Origin of the sequence: Chryseobacterium edaphi (assembly GCF_025628985.1) — a bacterium.
Classification (GTDB): domain Bacteria; phylum Bacteroidota; class Bacteroidia; order Flavobacteriales; family Weeksellaceae; genus Chryseobacterium; species Chryseobacterium edaphi.
In genome coordinates, this window is sequence record NZ_JAOTEM010000001.1 from 1,391,999 (window position 1) to 1,408,174 (window position 16,176).

At 36.2% G+C, this 16,176-nt stretch carries 16 protein-coding genes; 6 read left to right on the forward strand and 10 right to left on the reverse strand.

Features of this window, described 5'->3' with window-relative positions; genetic code table 11:
• Nucleotides 1-44: 44 nt before the first annotated feature.
• The 6 genes from NZ698_RS06575 to NZ698_RS06600 all read right to left on the reverse strand — a co-directional run bounded on the left by NZ698_RS06575 (nucleotide 45) and on the right by NZ698_RS06600 (nucleotide 3,071).
• Entirely contained in the window at nucleotides 45-938 is an 894-nt protein-coding gene (locus tag NZ698_RS06575) for an exonuclease domain-containing protein (RefSeq protein ID WP_263002278.1), read from the reverse strand.
• 428 nt (nucleotides 939-1,366) lie between these two features.
• Nucleotides 1,367-1,540 (reverse strand): GIY-YIG nuclease family protein, encoded by a 174-nt coding sequence (locus NZ698_RS06580; RefSeq protein WP_263002279.1) that lies wholly within the window; start codon nucleotides 1,538-1,540, stop codon nucleotides 1,367-1,369.
• 12 nt (nucleotides 1,541-1,552) lie between these two features.
• A complete protein-coding gene (locus NZ698_RS06585; RefSeq protein WP_263002280.1) occupies nucleotides 1,553-1,678 on the reverse strand; it encodes a GIY-YIG nuclease family protein in 126 nt (41 codons plus the stop codon).
• A gap of 225 nt (nucleotides 1,679-1,903) precedes the next feature.
• On the reverse strand, nucleotides 1,904-2,545 hold the full coding sequence (locus NZ698_RS06590) for a DUF6266 family protein (RefSeq protein ID WP_263002281.1): 642 nt from the start codon (nucleotides 2,543-2,545) through the stop codon (nucleotides 1,904-1,906).
• Nucleotides 2,546-2,637: 92 nt separating this feature from the next.
• Entirely contained in the window at nucleotides 2,638-2,772 is a 135-nt protein-coding gene (locus NZ698_RS06595) for a hypothetical protein (RefSeq protein WP_263002282.1), read from the reverse strand.
• 35 nt (nucleotides 2,773-2,807) lie between these two features.
• The gene (locus NZ698_RS06600; RefSeq protein WP_263002283.1) at nucleotides 2,808-3,071 is read right to left on the reverse strand and encodes a helix-turn-helix domain-containing protein; all 264 of its coding nucleotides are present in this window, start codon (nucleotides 3,069-3,071) and stop codon (nucleotides 2,808-2,810) included.
• 307 nt (nucleotides 3,072-3,378) lie between these two features.
• Here NZ698_RS06600 and NZ698_RS06605 point away from each other — a divergent pair, with 307 nt between their 5' ends.
• The 4 genes from NZ698_RS06605 to NZ698_RS06620 all read left to right on the forward strand — a co-directional run bounded on the left by NZ698_RS06605 (nucleotide 3,379) and on the right by NZ698_RS06620 (nucleotide 11,168).
• Nucleotides 3,379-5,787: a hypothetical protein gene (locus tag NZ698_RS06605; protein WP_263002284.1), complete on the forward strand. Its 2,409-nt coding sequence runs from the start codon at nucleotides 3,379-3,381 to the stop codon at nucleotides 5,785-5,787.
• A 114-nt stretch (nucleotides 5,788-5,901) separates the two neighbouring features.
• The gene (locus NZ698_RS06610; RefSeq protein WP_263002285.1) at nucleotides 5,902-8,316 is read left to right on the forward strand and encodes a hypothetical protein; all 2,415 of its coding nucleotides are present in this window, start codon (nucleotides 5,902-5,904) and stop codon (nucleotides 8,314-8,316) included.
• Between the two features lie 149 nt (nucleotides 8,317-8,465).
• The gene (locus NZ698_RS06615; protein WP_263002286.1) at nucleotides 8,466-10,589 is read left to right on the forward strand and encodes a Tex family protein; all 2,124 of its coding nucleotides are present in this window, start codon (nucleotides 8,466-8,468) and stop codon (nucleotides 10,587-10,589) included.
• A 9-nt stretch (nucleotides 10,590-10,598) separates the two neighbouring features.
• The gene (locus tag NZ698_RS06620) at nucleotides 10,599-11,168 is read left to right on the forward strand and encodes an RDD family protein (RefSeq protein ID WP_263002287.1); all 570 of its coding nucleotides are present in this window, start codon (nucleotides 10,599-10,601) and stop codon (nucleotides 11,166-11,168) included.
• A gap of 53 nt (nucleotides 11,169-11,221) precedes the next feature.
• Here NZ698_RS06620 and NZ698_RS06625 read toward each other — a convergent pair whose 3' ends face one another.
• The 3 genes from NZ698_RS06625 to NZ698_RS06635 all read right to left on the reverse strand — a co-directional run bounded on the left by NZ698_RS06625 (nucleotide 11,222) and on the right by NZ698_RS06635 (nucleotide 13,648).
• Complete coding sequence (locus NZ698_RS06625; RefSeq protein ID WP_263002288.1) at nucleotides 11,222-12,055, reverse strand: GLPGLI family protein; 834 nt, start codon at nucleotides 12,053-12,055, stop codon at nucleotides 11,222-11,224.
• Between the two features lie 6 nt (nucleotides 12,056-12,061).
• On the reverse strand, nucleotides 12,062-13,210 hold the full coding sequence (locus NZ698_RS06630) for a hypothetical protein (protein WP_263002289.1): 1,149 nt from the start codon (nucleotides 13,208-13,210) through the stop codon (nucleotides 12,062-12,064).
• Nucleotides 13,211-13,471: 261 nt separating this feature from the next.
• Nucleotides 13,472-13,648 carry a BF3379 family histone-like protein gene (locus tag NZ698_RS06635; protein WP_047446385.1) on the reverse strand — a complete coding sequence of 59 codons (177 nt, stop codon included), beginning with the start codon at nucleotides 13,646-13,648 and terminating at the stop codon, nucleotides 13,472-13,474.
• A 270-nt stretch (nucleotides 13,649-13,918) separates the two neighbouring features.
• Here NZ698_RS06635 and NZ698_RS06640 point away from each other — a divergent pair, with 270 nt between their 5' ends.
• Together NZ698_RS06640 and NZ698_RS06645 are read left to right on the forward strand one after the other, a co-directional pair.
• The gene (locus NZ698_RS06640; RefSeq protein WP_263002290.1) at nucleotides 13,919-14,428 is read left to right on the forward strand and encodes a hypothetical protein; all 510 of its coding nucleotides are present in this window, start codon (nucleotides 13,919-13,921) and stop codon (nucleotides 14,426-14,428) included.
• Nucleotides 14,429-14,450: 22 nt separating this feature from the next.
• Nucleotides 14,451-14,696, forward strand: a complete 246-nt coding sequence (locus NZ698_RS06645; protein ID WP_263002291.1) for a hypothetical protein — start codon at nucleotides 14,451-14,453, stop codon at nucleotides 14,694-14,696.
• 90 nt (nucleotides 14,697-14,786) lie between these two features.
• On the opposite strand, the gene NZ698_RS06650 is transcribed toward NZ698_RS06645, so the two are convergent.
• Nucleotides 14,787-15,974 (reverse strand): GAF domain-containing sensor histidine kinase, encoded by a 1,188-nt coding sequence (locus NZ698_RS06650; RefSeq protein ID WP_263002292.1) that lies wholly within the window; start codon nucleotides 15,972-15,974, stop codon nucleotides 14,787-14,789.
• Nucleotides 15,975-16,176 lie beyond the last annotated feature (202 nt).

The following is a 16,176-nucleotide window of genomic DNA, read 5'->3' on the forward strand; positions in this document are numbered from 1 at the left end:
TAAAAAGCATTCAACCGTATTGGGAAAGTTGAAAATATTGAGAATTAACCATTCACAATATCCCCAATCAATCCCAGCAACTCTTCCTCATTCATCACCGCAATGCTCAAAGCAGTAATCTTTTCCATTTTCTTGGGTCCGGCTCCAGTTCCTACCAATACCAGATCTGTATTTTTTGAAATACTGGTGTTGATATCGGCACCGCAGTCAAATAAAATCTGTGCTAATTTGTTTCGCTGTTTCGGGAATGCAGTGAATTCTCCGGTGATGACCACTTTTTTAGAATAGAAATAGTGGTTTTCGTACTTTGGTTTTTTGGTTGGGTAAATAAGTAAAGAATTGATCTTCTTGGAAGCAAAAGTTTCTGAAAAGAAATCTTTTTTTACAGCTTCTTTTTTTATTTGATGATCAGGCTGAAAGGAGTTGTTCAATTTGAAGTACTGAATCATTTTAAGGAAAATAAAACCACAGACTTCAGCATCATATTGGGAGTTGTGATGTAGCTTTTCGCTGAAATTCAAATTCAGCAGTTCAGCAAGTGTTGACAATTTGTGATTGTTCAGGTAAGGAAAAAGCTGTTGGGAAAGCTGTAAAGTACAGATGCCTTGATAGACAGGCAGATTCATTTCATAATACCTGAATAAACTTTCCAGAATCGGAAATTCTACCGTACATCCATTGTGTGCCACGACAGTCTGACCTTCAATATGTTCGAGGATCAAATCCCAAACCTCAGGAAAATGCGGAGCGGTGCAGGTATCTTCTGCAGTGATTCCGTGGATGGAGGTATGAAGAGGAAGGTATTCATTACCGGGTGGCTGTACCAGAAAGTTATCTGAATAGATTACGCTTCCATTTTCAAATACGGAGATCCCGATACTGCAAACGGAACAGGAATCATTGTTTGCCTTTTCAAAGTCAATGGCTGTAAATTTCATTTTCGTGATTTTTTAGTTTTGTCAAATGTAACTAAAAAACGGTTATCCCGATTATGGGAATCAGTAAAATGTGAGTTGGTGAAAGTATTGCAGGAATCTGTGACTCAATAAAGTAATGAAACCCGGTGGCTGAGCGAAGCCGAAGCCACATCGGGCGGGGCTTCGGCTACGCTCAGCCACCTTTTTGTGATATTGATTTGTGATATTCATCCACCTTTGATTTGTGATATTCAGTTATCGGATGATGAGTATTCTTCGTGGGAAAATTTGATCATTTTTATTCAATAAAGAAGTGAAAGGCAAGAATGTGGTCACTACACGAAGTAAGGAGACGCGGTGGCTGAGCGAAGTCGAAGCCACCTCTGCCTTCGAGTGCCTCAGGCATCGGATCATGATTCGTAATTTGATTATGATTTTTGACACTATTATTACTTTTCTATTTCAGTTTCATTTCTCAAATCCCGATATGCGATTGCTAATCCCGGTAAAAGTTCTGGTGTGCCATTCATCAACGCTTCTTTCTTCTTCCTGCTCCAACCCTGCACCTGCTTTTCACGATAGAAGGCTCGATCGATGCGGTCATATTCTTCGAAATACAGCAATTTTACGGGAAGTCAGTTTTTAGTATGATTGGCTCCTTCCCCATTCTGATGTTGTGTGAGTCTGAGTTCGAGATTGTTGGTACTTCCTGTGTAGTAGCTGCCGTCTGAGCACAGGAGGATATACATCCATCCTTTCATAATTTGTGTTTTTTTATTTAAATGTAATAATTTTTATTAATATTCCGATGCCTTCGAGAACCTCAGGCATCGGGACTAAAAGAACTTCCAGGCTCCGAAACAGACAAACTTTATATTTTGGGGAACTGGTGGCTGAGCGTAGCCGAAGCCACAACTGTCGGGGCTTCGGCTACGCTCAGCCACCGATATACTAAAAAAAACTCCGCTAAAAGCGGAGATAAAAATTTAAAGAAGCGTAAACATTCCGAGGTACGGACTGTTACAGGCGAGGGTTTCTTCAACATTATTGAAATACATCCAGAGATGAACTTCCTTTCCTGAATAATAGGCTGATAATGTAATATCGGCAGTCATAGAAGTTCGGTCAGTCAGTGATTCAAAAATTTCAAATGTCCCAAGTTCTTCGCAGTAGCAAACTGCATTGGCTCTGTCGGTGGTTTTTGCATTTCCCTGATTGCTGTTGTCTTCCCATGAAAGTCTCAACACTTGCCCTGTCTGCGGAGCTGCCGACGGATTCTGAAAGCCCGCCAAATCACCTTTCGTGATCAGAACTTTGTTATACACCAGTTGCGGAGTATCGGCAACCACCTCGACTGCCTCACCAATTGTGTATGACGCAGCCATATTCACTTTTGATTTTGAGCCGCTTGCTGAACCAAAATACCTATTCTGAATGTTTTTGACAGGCTGTAAGAAACCAATCACCAACTTAAACTTCAATTGCTGTAGCAATTGTTTTTCACTTGGCGGTTTGCTGCTTGGTTTGGGTGTACTTCTGATAATGTCTTGTCCACGCCAGCTTGCACCTACTACCGGTCCTACTTTTCCTGAAAATCCTCCGAGGATTCCTTTTGTTATTCTTGCCATTTTATTGTATTTTTTTAATTAACAGAACGAAGGTAGAAAGGATTTATCCACCTTGTATCACCTGTGAAAATAGTGACCGCTTATGATGTGTTTTAATCTGTTTTGAATGGTTTCTCCTGACTTCGCTTCGGAAAAGGATTGGTTTTCTTCGGGTCTTCTTCGGAAAAAAGATGTTTTTTCCGAAGAAGACCCGAAGGTGTTCCGAAGAACTCCCGAAGAAAAATCATTTGTTTACTCTAAATAATGGACAGAAAAAATGCCTTCATTTTTTGAAGGCATTGTTGAAAAACGATTTGGGATAGAATATTTTCCGCCCAATCCTGAGATGCGGAATATTCTGAGATTTTCTGATGCGGTGAAGAGTGCTGTCACTGATATTCAGCAACCGCTTCACATCTGCGCTGTCATAATATTGAGAATCATGACCCGGAGATCTTTTGAGGGTTTCTAAAATTTCGGAAAGTAAAGTCAAAACGGCAGTTTCAAACTGTTCTTCCGTCAGCTGAGAATTGAATTTTGTTTTCATCACGTATGTTTATTTATTTAACATAATAAATATTCCCCATATAAAATCTGAAATTATAATTTTTTGTTCACGTAATTTAACGATGACATTGAAAAAATATTGCGTCAAACCATGTATTTAGTTTAAAATTTATTTTTCAGAGTTAAAAATCAATGTTTAAGCATAACTTATTCATCAATCACGGAATTTTTTGGATTGTGATTTAAATCAGATTTAAAGCGTTATCACCGAGTGTTAATAATATTTATTTCTCCTAAGTAAGAAAAAAATGTATTTTTGAAAATTAAATTTAAAAACGCAAATAAGTATGAGTATTGATGTACTGAAAAGAATGGCTTTTGTGCTTACATTATCCGCATCAACCTGTGTTCAGGCTCAGGATAAAGCCGAGAAAGCCCTTCAGAAATTTGACCAAAACTACCCTCAGGAAAAAATCCACCTTCTTTTCAACAAAGATCATTATGTAGCCGGAGAAAATCTCTGGTTTAAATCATTTGTTTTCGAGGGTTACAACCGTTCCACGATTTCCACTTCACTTTTTGTAGAACTTTATGACAGCCATAAAAAGTTGATCGACAAAAAAATGGTTCCTCTGTTGAAAGGTGAAGGAAGCGGGAGTTTTCTTCTGGCATCCACATTAAAAGAAGATGTGTACTTTGTCAGAGCCTATACAACGTGGATGACCAATTTCAGTGAAGATTTCAATTATCTTCAACCTATAACCGTTTATAATCCTTCGTCTCCTCAAAAATTGCAAGCCAATACAGATGCAGCCTGGTCAGCAACTGTAAATCCTGAAAGCGGAACTTTCGTAGATGGAATCAAAACAAAATTTGCCGTACGATTATATTCTAAGGGTATGACCCCTTCAAAATGGAATGGCTTTTTGAGCGATACACAAAATCCCGATACCCCGATTGTGAAGTTTACAGGTCTTGATCAGAACGTAGGATCATTCAGCATTAATCCGCAGGCGGGTAAAACGTATCAGGTGACTCTTCAGGATGAAGCAGGGAAAAAAGTCAGTGTCAATTTACCTCCAGTCAGTCCTTCCGGAATCAATCTGCAGGTTGAAAGTACCAATAGCGCAGTAAAATACTCTATTCAGTCTAAAAACATTTCTGCAGACAGTCAGCCTTATAAGATTCTGGGGACGATCAATAATATATTGGTTTATAAAGCCAACATCAACAAAATGATTGATGTACAATCTGCTTCAATCCCGACCAGCAAACTTATTAACGGCGTTTTGCAGCTTACTTTATTCGATGCGAAAGAAAATGTGGTTGCTCAGCGTCTATGCTTTGTGCAGCCCGATCTTTTGAATATTAAAAAGCCCAACCTTACAAGCAACCTAAATACTGGCGAGAGAGCCAAAAACTCTTTCACAATTGGAAAAATCGCCAATTATAACGGGTACAGCGTTGTCGTAACCGATCCCGAAAGCAGCACATCCGAAGAAGAAAACAGCGTATTAAGCAGTCTTTGGCTAGGTGATTTCAACTCAGATATTTCCAGACCTGCGCAATATTTTACTAAAAACCATCAGTCAGAAGCATTGGATGCCCTCCTTATTTCGGAGAAGTGGAACCGATTTAACTGGAATAATATCATGCTCGGTAATTATCCGATGATAAAGAACAAACCTGAGTCTTATATTTCATATAAAGGAAAAGTGGTTTCTCAGGGTAAACCTGCCGCCAATGCCGATCTTAATTTAATTTTTAAAATGCCGGAAGCGGGAATGAGATTTCATCAGATCAAAACAGATGCTTCAGGACTTTTTGCACTAAACAATCTTGTTTTTGAAGATACCATGACTTTCTCTTATCAGCTCAATTCAAGTGATAAAGCAGCCGTGAGCAATACTCAGGTTTACTTTCAGCCTGACTTCAGTTTTGTACCGCTGCGAAAAGAATTACCTGAGAGCAGAATGAAACTGACCGAAAGAATTCAGGGTGAAGAAGTTCCTGCAAAGGTTGCCCAATCTATCGCCAATCTGACCTCGGAAAAATTCATCAATGAAAAAATAACCGATATTGAAGAAGTCAAAATAAAAGCTGATAAAAGAGGTAAAACCCAAAAGCTGAACGATCAGCTGAGCAGTCCCATGTTTAAAAGCGCAAACGAAATGGTTTTTGATTTCGTCAATGAAAATAACGGAATGGGAGCTATAAATGTTGTTCAGTGGCTTCAGGGCAGAGTTCCCGGATTACAGATCAATTCTCAGGGCGGCAATACGACTGCAACAATGCGTGGTGGAAATGTTGAAATTTTTCTGGATGAAATGAAGATTGACGGATCACTGGTTTCCACGATTTCTGTTCCTGAAGTGGCCATGATCAAGGTAGTAAGAGGATTCTTTATGGGAAGTTCCGGAGGCGGAAACGGGGCTATCCTGATCTATACACGCCGTGGAGGAATTACAGGATCTGTACCTGATACCCAATCTAAGTCGCTGAAAGAAATGAAATTAAAAGGGTATGATAAGGAAGAGCCATTTAACAATCAGATTTATGAAAATATAGAAACACAGACTCTTACAAAAGATTCCCGAAGCACTTTGTACTGGAATCCTTATCTTCCGAAGGATGATAAAGAACCTACAACCGTGCAGTTTTACAATAATGATTCTGCGAAAAGCTATAAAGTAATCATCATCGGATTCGATGAGGAAAATGATACTCCACTATACTATAATGAAATTTTAAAATAAAATAACTGGTTACAGTTCGGAGAATAGATAATATTTTCAAATCATAAAGTTTCTTATAATTTTAAAAGTATTCTTTTTTTTTACTAATTTGCAGATCATTAATGCAGTCAGGCAATGAAAAGAATACTTTTATTCTGTTTTCTCGCGGCTTTTTCAAGTCCGTTTTCTTCACAACAATCCGCTGATAAAGCGCTTCAAACTTTAAACGAAAAATTTTCTCAGGAAAATATTTATATTCTTACTGATAAAGATCTTTATCTTTCCGGCGAGACGTTATGGTTTAACGCCATGGTTTTCAGGAATTTTACAACATCAGACATTTCAACAAACTTTTTTATTGAAATTTATGACCGAAATAAAAAGCAGGTTTTAAAAAAACGGTTTCCTGTTTTTAACGGTGCTGTGCAGGGAAGTATTCAGCTTCCTGAAAGTCTGAGCGAAGATGTCTATTTCTTGCGGGCTTACACTCCAATGATGAGCAATCTGAATGAGGATTTTCAGTATTTAAAGCAAATTCCTATTTACAATCCTGACTCACCCAAAAAACTGGTGGCAGACAAAACATCTGCATGGACGGCAACTGTGCATCCTGAAGGAAATACATTAATACAAGGAATCCAAAGTAAAATTGCAGTGCGTCTTCATTCTACCGGAACTCCGCCTTCAAAATGGGAAGGTTACGTGATTGAAAAAAATAATCCTGAAAAGAAAATCTCCACCTTCAAAGGATTGGACGGCAACGTGGGAGTTTTCACTTTAACACCCGAAAAAGATAAAATCTACGAAGCGGTAATTACAGATAATAACGGAAAGAAAGGTACTATTGACCTGCCAAAAGCTTATGAAAAAGGGATCAGCCTGCAGGTTATCAGTGAAAAAGACAATATAAAATACAAACTTACAAATACCGGAGAAAGTCTTCCTTATTATACGGTTGTTGCAAATATCGGAGATCAGCTCGTTTACAAGGCAAAGATCAATCAGTTGAAAGACGTTTTTCAGTCGATCCCGACGAATCAGTTGATCAACAGCGTTTTGCAGATTACGGTATTTGACGATAAAGAAAATGTTCTGGTCAGCAGAATGTGTTTTGTCATGCCTCAGAATCTTGTCGTTTCGGTACCGGAAGCAAAAGCTAAAGTAGTAAGTACTGAAAAGAGAGCATTGAATTCATTTGACATCAAATCAATCAAAGGTGTTCCCAGTTATTCTGTTACAGTATTCGATCCTGAAGATAAAAAATCACTGCAGGATGAAAACCTTCTGAGTGCTCTATGGCTCAACAGTGCTGTTGTGTCTAAAATAGACCGTCCTGCCCAATATTTTGTTGAGAAACGAAATATAGAAGCTCTTGATGCCCTTCTTATCTCCGAACAATGGAAAATGTTTGACTGGAAAGAAATAATTTCAGGAAAATATCCAGCGATCATCAATCAATCTACAAAATATATTTCCTACAAAGGAAGAGTTACCGTCAATGCAAAACCTGCCGCACAACAAAATCTCGTTATGTTTGTAGACGGAGATTTTTCCGGCAATCAGGTCTTCGAAGTTGAAACAGACAGCAACGGCGAATTCTTTTTTGACAACATGATTTTTGAAAAGCCACTAAAAATAACGTATCAGATCAACGGAGCTAATGCTGCCCTTAAAAGCAGAACCAATGTTTTTATTAATCCGACCAATACTTTTATTCCTTTAAAGAAAGAATTGCCTGCGGTAGAAAATTATCAACTTGTCGACAGAAAATCATCTTCTGAAATTTCGCAATCTGCGGAACTTACCAAAACCATTGAAGCAAGACAATCTAAGAAAGAATATAACGAAAAGATCACTACCATTGAAGAGGTAAAAGTAAAAGCCAAAAAGAAAAACCTCACGCAGGAACTCAACAAAAAACTCAGCAGCCCACTCTACAACAGCATCAATGAAGTAGTATTCGATTTTATCAATGACAACCAGTCTGCGGCCAGTTCACCCAACATTCTGCAGTGGCTACAGGGTCGTGTTGCCGGACTGACCATCAATTATGAGAACGGAACTCCAACTCCGTACATCCGTCAGGGAAAAGCAAATATTTATCTGGATGAAATGTTGATGGATGCAAGCTCGCTTAGCGGAATCTCAGCTGACAATATTGCGATGATAAAGATCATCAAAGAAGGAAGTGTCGGAATAGGCGGTGGTGGAAACGGATCTGTTCTGATTTACACTAAGAGAGGCGATACTCAGGCTCCTGCCCGTACAAATAATATGCTGACAATGACTGATCTTAACTTTTTCGTTATGGAAGGTTATAATGAATCTGAAAAATATCCTGATGCAGATTACGGAAATTCTGAACTTTCTAAAATAAGTTATGATTACCGCACCGTTCTCTACTGGAATCCGTCTCTCGAAGCAGATGAAGCCAACCCTACTCTAATCGATTTCTACAATAATGACACCGCAAAAAAATTCAGATTTGTTATTATGGGATCTGATAATGAAAAATATACACCGGTGTATTATGATAAAATAGTGCCTTAGTTTTATTGTGGTTTATTGTTTTTAGCAAGTTATAATTGCTGTAACTGATTATCAAAAATTTAAAAAAATAGATTGTGCAAACATTCAAGGCGGGGCGACTCGCCTTTTTTCTTTTTAAAACCTTATTTTAGCAGTTCCAAAAATGCCGCATGAATACGACTGACTTTATAAAAAGCACACTCCATATATCCGATAAAAGCATCAATGCTACTTTAAAATTACTTTCAGAAGACTGTACGATTCCTTTTATTTCGCGTTACCGAAAAGATGCGACGGGAAACCTGGATGAAATACAGATTGAGCAAATCTCAAAACTCAACAAACAGTTTGAGGAAATCGTAAAACGTAAAGAGAGTATTTTAAAATCAATTGAAGAACAGAATGGTTTAACATCTGAATTAAAACAAAGGATCGAAGAAAGTTTTGATATTCAGGAATTGGAAGATCTGTATCTGCCTTTCAAAAAACGCAGAAAAACAAAAGCCGATGCTGCCAAAGAAAAAGGTCTTGAACCTTTGGCGAAAATCATCATGAGCCAAAAAGCCGGCGATTTACAGCATTTGGTGTCAAAATACCTCAACAATCAGGTTTCATCGGAAGAGGAAGCACTTCAAGGCGCAAGAGACATCATGGCAGAATGGATCAATGAAAATATGTATGTCCGAAAAAATCTGCGCCGACTTTTCCAGCGAAAAGCTGTCGTTGCTTCAAAAGTGGTAAAAGCCAAAAAGGATGAGGAAGGAGCTCAGAAATTCTCGCAGTATTTTGAATGGGAAGAAAGCCTCAACAGAGCGCCTTCTCACCGACTTTTAGCAATGCTGAGAGCAGAAGCAGAAGGTTTTGTGAAAACCAACATCGAAATCGATAAAGATGAAGCTATTGATTTTATCGAAAATGCAGTCATTAAATCAAGAAATGAAAGTTCGGAGCAGATTGCTTTAGCCATTAAAGATTCTTACAAACGACTTTTGGAGCCAGCCATTTCTAACGAGACCTTACAGGAAGCCAAAGAAAAGGCAGATAAAAAAGCGATTGAAATTTTCTCGGAAAACCTGAGTCAGCTTCTGCTCGCTCCGCCTTTGGGAGAGAAAAGAATTTTGGCGATTGATCCCGGTTATAAAAGCGGCTGTAAAGTAGTCTGTATCGACGAAAAAGGTGACTTACTTCATAATGAAACTCTTTATCCACACGCACCTCAAAACGAAAGCGGAATGGCGATGAAGAAAATCCGTTCGATGGTGAATGCTTATAACATTCAGGCAATATCGATCGGAAACGGAACCGCAAGTCGAGAAACTGAATTTTTCATTAAAAAAATAGCTTTTGACAAGCCTTTGCAGGTATTTGTAGTTTCGGAAGCAGGAGCTTCTGTCTATTCGGCAAGTAAAATTGCAAGGGATGAATTTCCGAGTTATGATGTAACTGTTCGTGGCGCTGTTTCTATCGGTAGAAGATTGGCTGATCCGTTGGCTGAATTGGTAAAAATTGATGCTAAATCGATTGGTGTCGGACAATATCAACACGATGTAGATCAGACTCAATTGAAAAACGAACTGGATTCTACGGTGATGAAATGCGTAAATTCTGTCGGAATCAATTTAAATACAGCAAGTAAATCCCTGTTAAGCTACGTTTCAGGAATTGGCGAGAAAATGGCGGAAAACATTGTGAATTACCGTGCTGAAAACGGTGCTTTTGAAGACAGGAAACAATTAAAAAAAGTTCCGAGATTAGGAGAAAAAGCCTATCAACAGGCTGCAGCTTTCGTGAGAATTAGCAATGCTAAAAATCCGTTAGACAATTCGGCGGTTCATCCAGAAGCGTATGGAATTGTTGAAAAAATGGCAAAAGATTTAGGAATAAAAACCGATGAGCTGATTGCGAATAAAGAGAAAATAGCATTGATCAATCCCGAAAAATACACCAATGAAACGATTGGTATTTTAGGAATAAAAGATATTTTAAAAGAACTTGAAAAACCCGGATTAGATCCCAGAAAAGCTGCCAAAGTTTTTGAATTTGATCCGAATGTAAAAAGCATTAAAAATCTGAAAACAGGAATGATTCTTCCTGGAATCGTCAATAATATTACTGCTTTCGGATGTTTTGTAGATTTAGGAATCAAAGAAAGCGGACTCGTTCATATTTCACAGTTGAAAGAGGGTTTTGTTTCTGATGTCAATGAAGTGGTAAAGCTGCATCAACACGTTCAGGTAAAAGTGACGGAAATTGATGAGGCGAGAAAAAGAATTCAGCTGAGCATGATTCTATAATTAAAACTCATGAAAATTTCAGAACTTAAAGAAAGAAAAATAGTTCGCAGAGCAACCCGTAATTTCGACTTTGAAGGTAAGCGTATTTATAATGAACGTGAATACGTTTTACCTTACAAAATAGATTTTTATGGAAGCGATCAAAAAAGACAATTCGCAAAGTTCATTGATATGATTCCTTTCTTTTTAGTTTTATATTTTATTTTTCACCTCCCTATAATTTATTCCTTCATTGCTACAATTCCTTTAGTGATGATCTTAGGGAGTATCACCGAAACTCGTTGGGGAACAACTTTAGGAAAGAAACTTTTTAAAATAAAGGTAATTGATGACTATGGAAATTATCCGGAAATCACCAAGTCTTTAAAAAGAAATTTTCTTTGTCTTGCCAATTTTTATCCTTCATTCTCAGAACGAACCGTCAAAGATGTTGCTTTTGGAACGCGAACTTTTTTTGAAACACGTCTAAGTATGTTTATGAATAATAAATTGTGTACTACTTATACTTTAAAAGAAAGTCAGGTTTGGGAACTCAGAAAAATGCTGGATCAGGATATTTTGAAACAAAAAAAAATGTGAAATCTGTTGATAAAAAATTCTCACACAGATTTTCACATAGATCACTTGAATTCTTACAAAGGATATTTTATCGCTTTATCCAACTCAATCGGATTGTTGTATTTTCTAACGGATTCTCTTAAACGCTCATTCACTTCACGGGAATTATTTTCTCCTACTTTTGTTCCGTCGTTGAGGTAAAATTCTTCATTACTTTTTGTTGAACCGCTATTGTTTCTCAATGTATTGATCGGAGAATCGTAGTATTTCAGTTTTGTGGCTGTATATTTTTCTTCATTCACCGGAACACTTTGCTCGATCATGTAACTGATGTACTGGTTAACATAAGGTTTCGTCAGCTTCTGAGTTTTTACCAGTTCAAATTTGTAATTGTTCTGGTCGTCATAAAGCTCAACAATCAATCCCGGAAGACCATGAAACTTGTAAGGACCTTCCTGAAAAGGAATATCAGAAGTAAACCATGCAATCCAGTTTCTTCCGCCCCAAGTTGTGGTAGCTTTCTGAAGTTTTAGGTCTTTCACTTCCTTTTTCTCCTCCGTCAGTTTCCAGTTCTGTTTATTTTTCGACGGAAGTTTTAAAATAATATTTTCTAAAACATCATAATATTCATAATCGTCAGTTCCAGATTTGTGGGTGAGAATATTTGAGGTATTAAAATTCGCTCCGTTTGGAATCGCAAGGTTATGAGCAACTAAAGAATCTCCTATAAAAAAATCGCGTGGATAATATCTAATTGCTTTAGGTTCAATATCAAGATGATAATTTTCTTTTGTAGTGACATTCTGTGCAGAGTCTTTCTTGTCTTCTACATCATAAATAAAACGGTGAGTCTGTGCATTTGAGGCGAATGAAGTTACAATAAATGCTGATAAAAGTATTTTTTTCATAGTCTGTTATTTTTGATTGATAAATTCCTGTTCTTCTTTTGAAAGTAAAATTGCAGTCTCCTTGTCTTCTTTGACAGGTATGTTTTCCCAAATGCTTTTATTGAGGTCAACTTTAGATTCCAATCCTTTTTTGTCTGACTTTGAAAAACTATTGTAGATGATTTCACGGCTGCCTTTTTTGGTATGAACCTGATCTTCATAGAAAAAAACAAAATTATCCGTATTCAAACTATTCAGAGAAGGAAGATATACACCGTCTTTTTTGTAAAATTCAAATTTTATTGTTGCGTTACCAAGCTTTTTGCTAAACTTTTTCCCATCCGTTGTTACTTTTTTTTGTGTCGGAAAATCACCCTGCAAATAGGTAAATTCATAACTAGTAATCACTTTATCTTTCTTATTGTACTTAATTTCTCCGTTAATATTGATTCCATAGCTCGATTTTATTTTACAGTTAATGATCTGTTCTTCACCATCATCAGAAATTAAATTACCGGAAAATTTGGTCTCTTTATTTCTTAAATTTAATAGTGTTCGGTAGATTTCATAATTAAAAAAGAAATTGCCAACAATCTCATGAGAGAATTCGTCTGTTTTTTGGCTGAAAACACTGTCTGACTTTATATTTTTCAAATATTTCACATCATTCAGCTGAATTTGCAGAATATTGTCATAATCTTTTCTGAAGCCATCTTTGAAGTTATACATATTGCTTTCGCTCCATAATTTGGCCTCTGCAATCACCATAAAGTGTAATTTATCATTATCAAAAGCTCGTTGTTTTAAAGTAATATCGTAAAGTGACGGATCATCAAAATATCTTTTATGATAATTTTTAAAAACATCTTCAAAAATCGTCTTGATATCAACACTCACAATCTTTACCTCTTCAATATCTTTGAAACTGGGTTTTAGTTTAATTAAAGAAGTGAACGTACTAAGATTTTGTTTTGTGAAACCAGTCGCAGAAATCTCAAGATTTTTTTCTGTAGATTCTACCGGTGCAAAACCGTCATCATTGGTATAGACTACTCTATTCTCAAGAATGATTCTCGCGTTTCCGATCGGCTTGTTGTTTTCAGCATCAACAACCTGTATTTTTTGTGCTGAAAGAAATGTTGAAATAAAGGAAAATAAAATAAAAATTCGTTTCATATAAATTTGTTTAACACCTTTTGTTGTGTACGACAAATATATATTTCAGAAAGCATACAATTCAATACGACATGAGTTATTTAGTAATAAATTATCAATATTTAACTAAAAGCCTTAAAATTTGGGAATAACAGTTAGAATCTTTAAATATTTTAACAAAAAAATTCTTTCTGTTTATGAAAGAATTTGTTGTATTAAAGAAAGTACACAGTTAAAATAAGTCATAAAAAAACCGGCTTTAGTAAGCCGGCTGAGTCTGTCTTATTTTTTAGATTCTTCTACAGAAACCTTTCTGAATTCTTTGAACAATTTGCTCAATTCCAAAGCTGATTTACGAGCTCTTGTACCCGCTGCTTTGTTTCCTTTCTCTGATTGTTGGTTTGCTTCAGTTGCAAACGCTTCGAATTCTGCGTTGATTTTTTCAATAAGTTCTTTCATGTCTATAAAATTTAGTCTGCAAATATATGTTTTCAGATGTTTCCAGCCTAACATTGGGGAAAAAATTTATAGCAAAATGTGAATTATTTAACACAAAACCCAGAATTTTGAGTTTTAAATGTACAAAACCGAAGAAATAATTCAATTCAAGAGTGATTTAAACTTAAATTTGAAATTTAAAATAAATAAGGTTGACAGTAATCTTCATTTATTTATTTTTGCTGAAAACTAAATAAAAACATGATTCAATTAATAAAGAAACACAAAACAATGATAATTTTTGTCATTTGTTTTGCCTTGATGTCATTTATATTTGTACCTAAACAGAAAGAATATTATTTGCAGGAAGAGCTCGATCGTTTCACTGAAAATACATATCCTTACGTTGCCATTGGTGCAAGCGTTCTTTTATTAATGATCATAATGATTATTGGTATCGTAAGAAAATACAAAAGAGCCAACCTTATCAATTTATTAGCCTATACAATTTTTATCTCTTTTTTGTTTACTTTTATTTCCAAATCTATATTTCTTTCTGTCATATTATTCATCAATAGACAATATCATTCTTCAACAGAAATTGTAAAATATGAAGTTTTAAGTATTGATAAAAACCGCTATTTATCGGCTTACAATATTTTAGATCAAAAAGAGCACCTGGATGAAAAAGATTATTTGAAATACTTTGGCAATAATAATTTTATAAATCTCAAAAGAACCGATATAATTTCGATCAGCACCAATAAAGGAATATATGGCATCGATTATCTAAATAAATAAAATATTCAACATCATAATTTTTATGACTAAAAAAATTCTCACCTTTACGTTCGTATTACTTGCAGTTACTATCATTGCTGCACAAAACACCTCAGATCCGGAAACGACCAATAAAGTTACCAACACCGTTACACAGACGGGAATCAGTCTCGGTTCTGTGATCGCAGTCGTTACTTCCTGGGACAGAAATAAATCTTTATTATGGGCAATCATTCACGGTATTTTGGGATGGCTGTATGTAATTTATTTTGCAATAACCGATCGTTAAAAACTAAACAAAAAGACTTTGCATCAATGTTGCAAAGTCTTTCTATTATTATTTAAATACCCGGAAATCCGGATTTTATTTAGTTTACAATTATGCTAAAATCTGAAATCTGAAACAGGTTTCCTCGTCAGTAGAATCAACTAAGATTCTGCCATTGTGAGCATTTGCAATTTCGCTTGCGATATAAAGTCCTAATCCCAATCCTTCCTGACCGTGATGTACTTTCCCTCTTGAGAACGGTTTGAAGAGATGTTTTTCTGTTTCTTCCGATATTTTATTCCCTTTATTGATTACACAAAGTTCAAAATGATCAGATTCTGTAGTTGCTGTCACAATAATAGGTGATTCTTTTTCTCCGTGCGTGATTGCGTTACCCAAAAGATTAGAAAACAATTGTGCTACACGTTTGTTGTCTGCTTTCACTTCATCTTTCAGGCAGAAATCTGTCTGAATAAGTTTGTCCGGATAAGCCATCCTAAGTTCAGAGATAACCTGATGAAGAGTTTCTTCAAGAGTTTTGCTGTTTTCATAATTCAGATTGATTCCTCCACCGAGACGTCCTCTTGCAAAATCAAGCATATTGTCAATCAAACCTTTTGTACGATTGGATGAATCCTGAATGACTTTTGCCAATCTCTGATTTCTCTCATCCAATGTACTCCGTAATAAAAGCTGAGCAGCATTGGAAATCGCATTCACAGGATTTCGGAGATCATGACCCAAAATAGCGATAAACTGCTCTCTTATTTCTCCATTTTCCTGTTCTTCCTGCAACTGCGCCTGTGTTTCGCTGAGATTTTGAAGAGAATCCAGATGAAATGCGATCAGTTCTGCAAAGAGTTTAAACATATTGATCGTCTTTTCATTGTTCACCAATGCAGGTTTAGGATCAATTGCACATAAAGTTCCGAAGAAATCCCCGTTTTTCAGGATCAGAGGAATTGAGATATAGCTTTGAAGACCATATAATTTTGGAGTGTGATGATCTGAGTATAAAGGATCTTTATCTACGTGATCTATGGCAACAGTTTTTTGGAATTCCATTACCTCATTACATATCGTAGTTTCCACTTTCAGTTCGCCTCCCACTCCCAATCCGAAATCAATCTTATCATTTACTGCACAGGCAATCCAACGATCTTTGGTGACTCTCGCAACAACTGCATAACCCATTCCTGTCGTGCTGCAGATTACCTCCAGAATATTTGCTACTGCAGGAATTTTATTTACCTGTTCAATATCTTTTTCAAAATCAAATGACTTTGCAGAATCCATCATATGAAATATTTTTAATCATGTTGACTGTAAGGTTGTTGACACCCAGTCATAATCAGCGGATAAAGGTAAGAAAATAATCTATTAGATTTAATTTGAATCATTGCTTCATATTAAGATTTCTAATTTTTCTGCCTTCGTCAAATAGGTATTATTTATATCTTTGAAATGATGCAATCGATTGCTATAAATTAATTTATCTTAA

Excerpts from the sequence above, each read along its gene's own strand:
- NZ698_RS06650 (WP_263002292.1), bottom strand. The coding sequence starts at position 15,974 with ATGATGGATTCTGCAAAGTCATTTGATTTTGAAAAAGATATTGAACAG.
- NZ698_RS06605 (WP_263002284.1), top strand. The coding sequence starts at position 3,379 with ATGAGTATTGATGTACTGAAAAGAATGGCTTTTGTGCTTACATTATCC.
- NZ698_RS06640 (WP_263002290.1), top strand. The coding sequence starts at position 13,919 with ATGATAATTTTTGTCATTTGTTTTGCCTTGATGTCATTTATATTTGTA.
- NZ698_RS06625 (WP_263002288.1), bottom strand. The coding sequence starts at position 12,055 with ATGAAAAAAATACTTTTATCAGCATTTATTGTAACTTCATTCGCCTCA.
- NZ698_RS06630 (WP_263002289.1), bottom strand. The coding sequence starts at position 13,210 with ATGAAACGAATTTTTATTTTATTTTCCTTTATTTCAACATTTCTTTCA.
- NZ698_RS06595 (WP_263002282.1), bottom strand. The coding sequence starts at position 2,772 with ATGATTTTTCTTCGGGAGTTCTTCGGAACACCTTCGGGTCTTCTTCGG.
- NZ698_RS06590 (WP_263002281.1), bottom strand. The coding sequence starts at position 2,545 with ATGGCAAGAATAACAAAAGGAATCCTCGGAGGATTTTCAGGAAAAGTA.
- NZ698_RS06600 (WP_263002283.1), bottom strand. The coding sequence starts at position 3,071 with ATGAAAACAAAATTCAATTCTCAGCTGACGGAAGAACAGTTTGAAACT.
- NZ698_RS06635 (WP_047446385.1), bottom strand. The coding sequence starts at position 13,648 with ATGAAAGAACTTATTGAAAAAATCAACGCAGAATTCGAAGCGTTTGCA.
- NZ698_RS06585 (WP_263002280.1), bottom strand. The coding sequence starts at position 1,678 with ATGAAAGGATGGATGTATATCCTCCTGTGCTCAGACGGCAGCTACTAC.
- NZ698_RS06575 (WP_263002278.1), bottom strand. The coding sequence starts at position 938 with ATGAAATTTACAGCCATTGACTTTGAAAAGGCAAACAATGATTCCTGT.
- NZ698_RS06615 (WP_263002286.1), top strand. The coding sequence starts at position 8,466 with ATGAATACGACTGACTTTATAAAAAGCACACTCCATATATCCGATAAA.
- NZ698_RS06620 (WP_263002287.1), top strand. The coding sequence starts at position 10,599 with ATGAAAATTTCAGAACTTAAAGAAAGAAAAATAGTTCGCAGAGCAACC.
- NZ698_RS06610 (WP_263002285.1), top strand. The coding sequence starts at position 5,902 with ATGAAAAGAATACTTTTATTCTGTTTTCTCGCGGCTTTTTCAAGTCCG.
- NZ698_RS06645 (WP_263002291.1), top strand. The coding sequence starts at position 14,451 with ATGACTAAAAAAATTCTCACCTTTACGTTCGTATTACTTGCAGTTACT.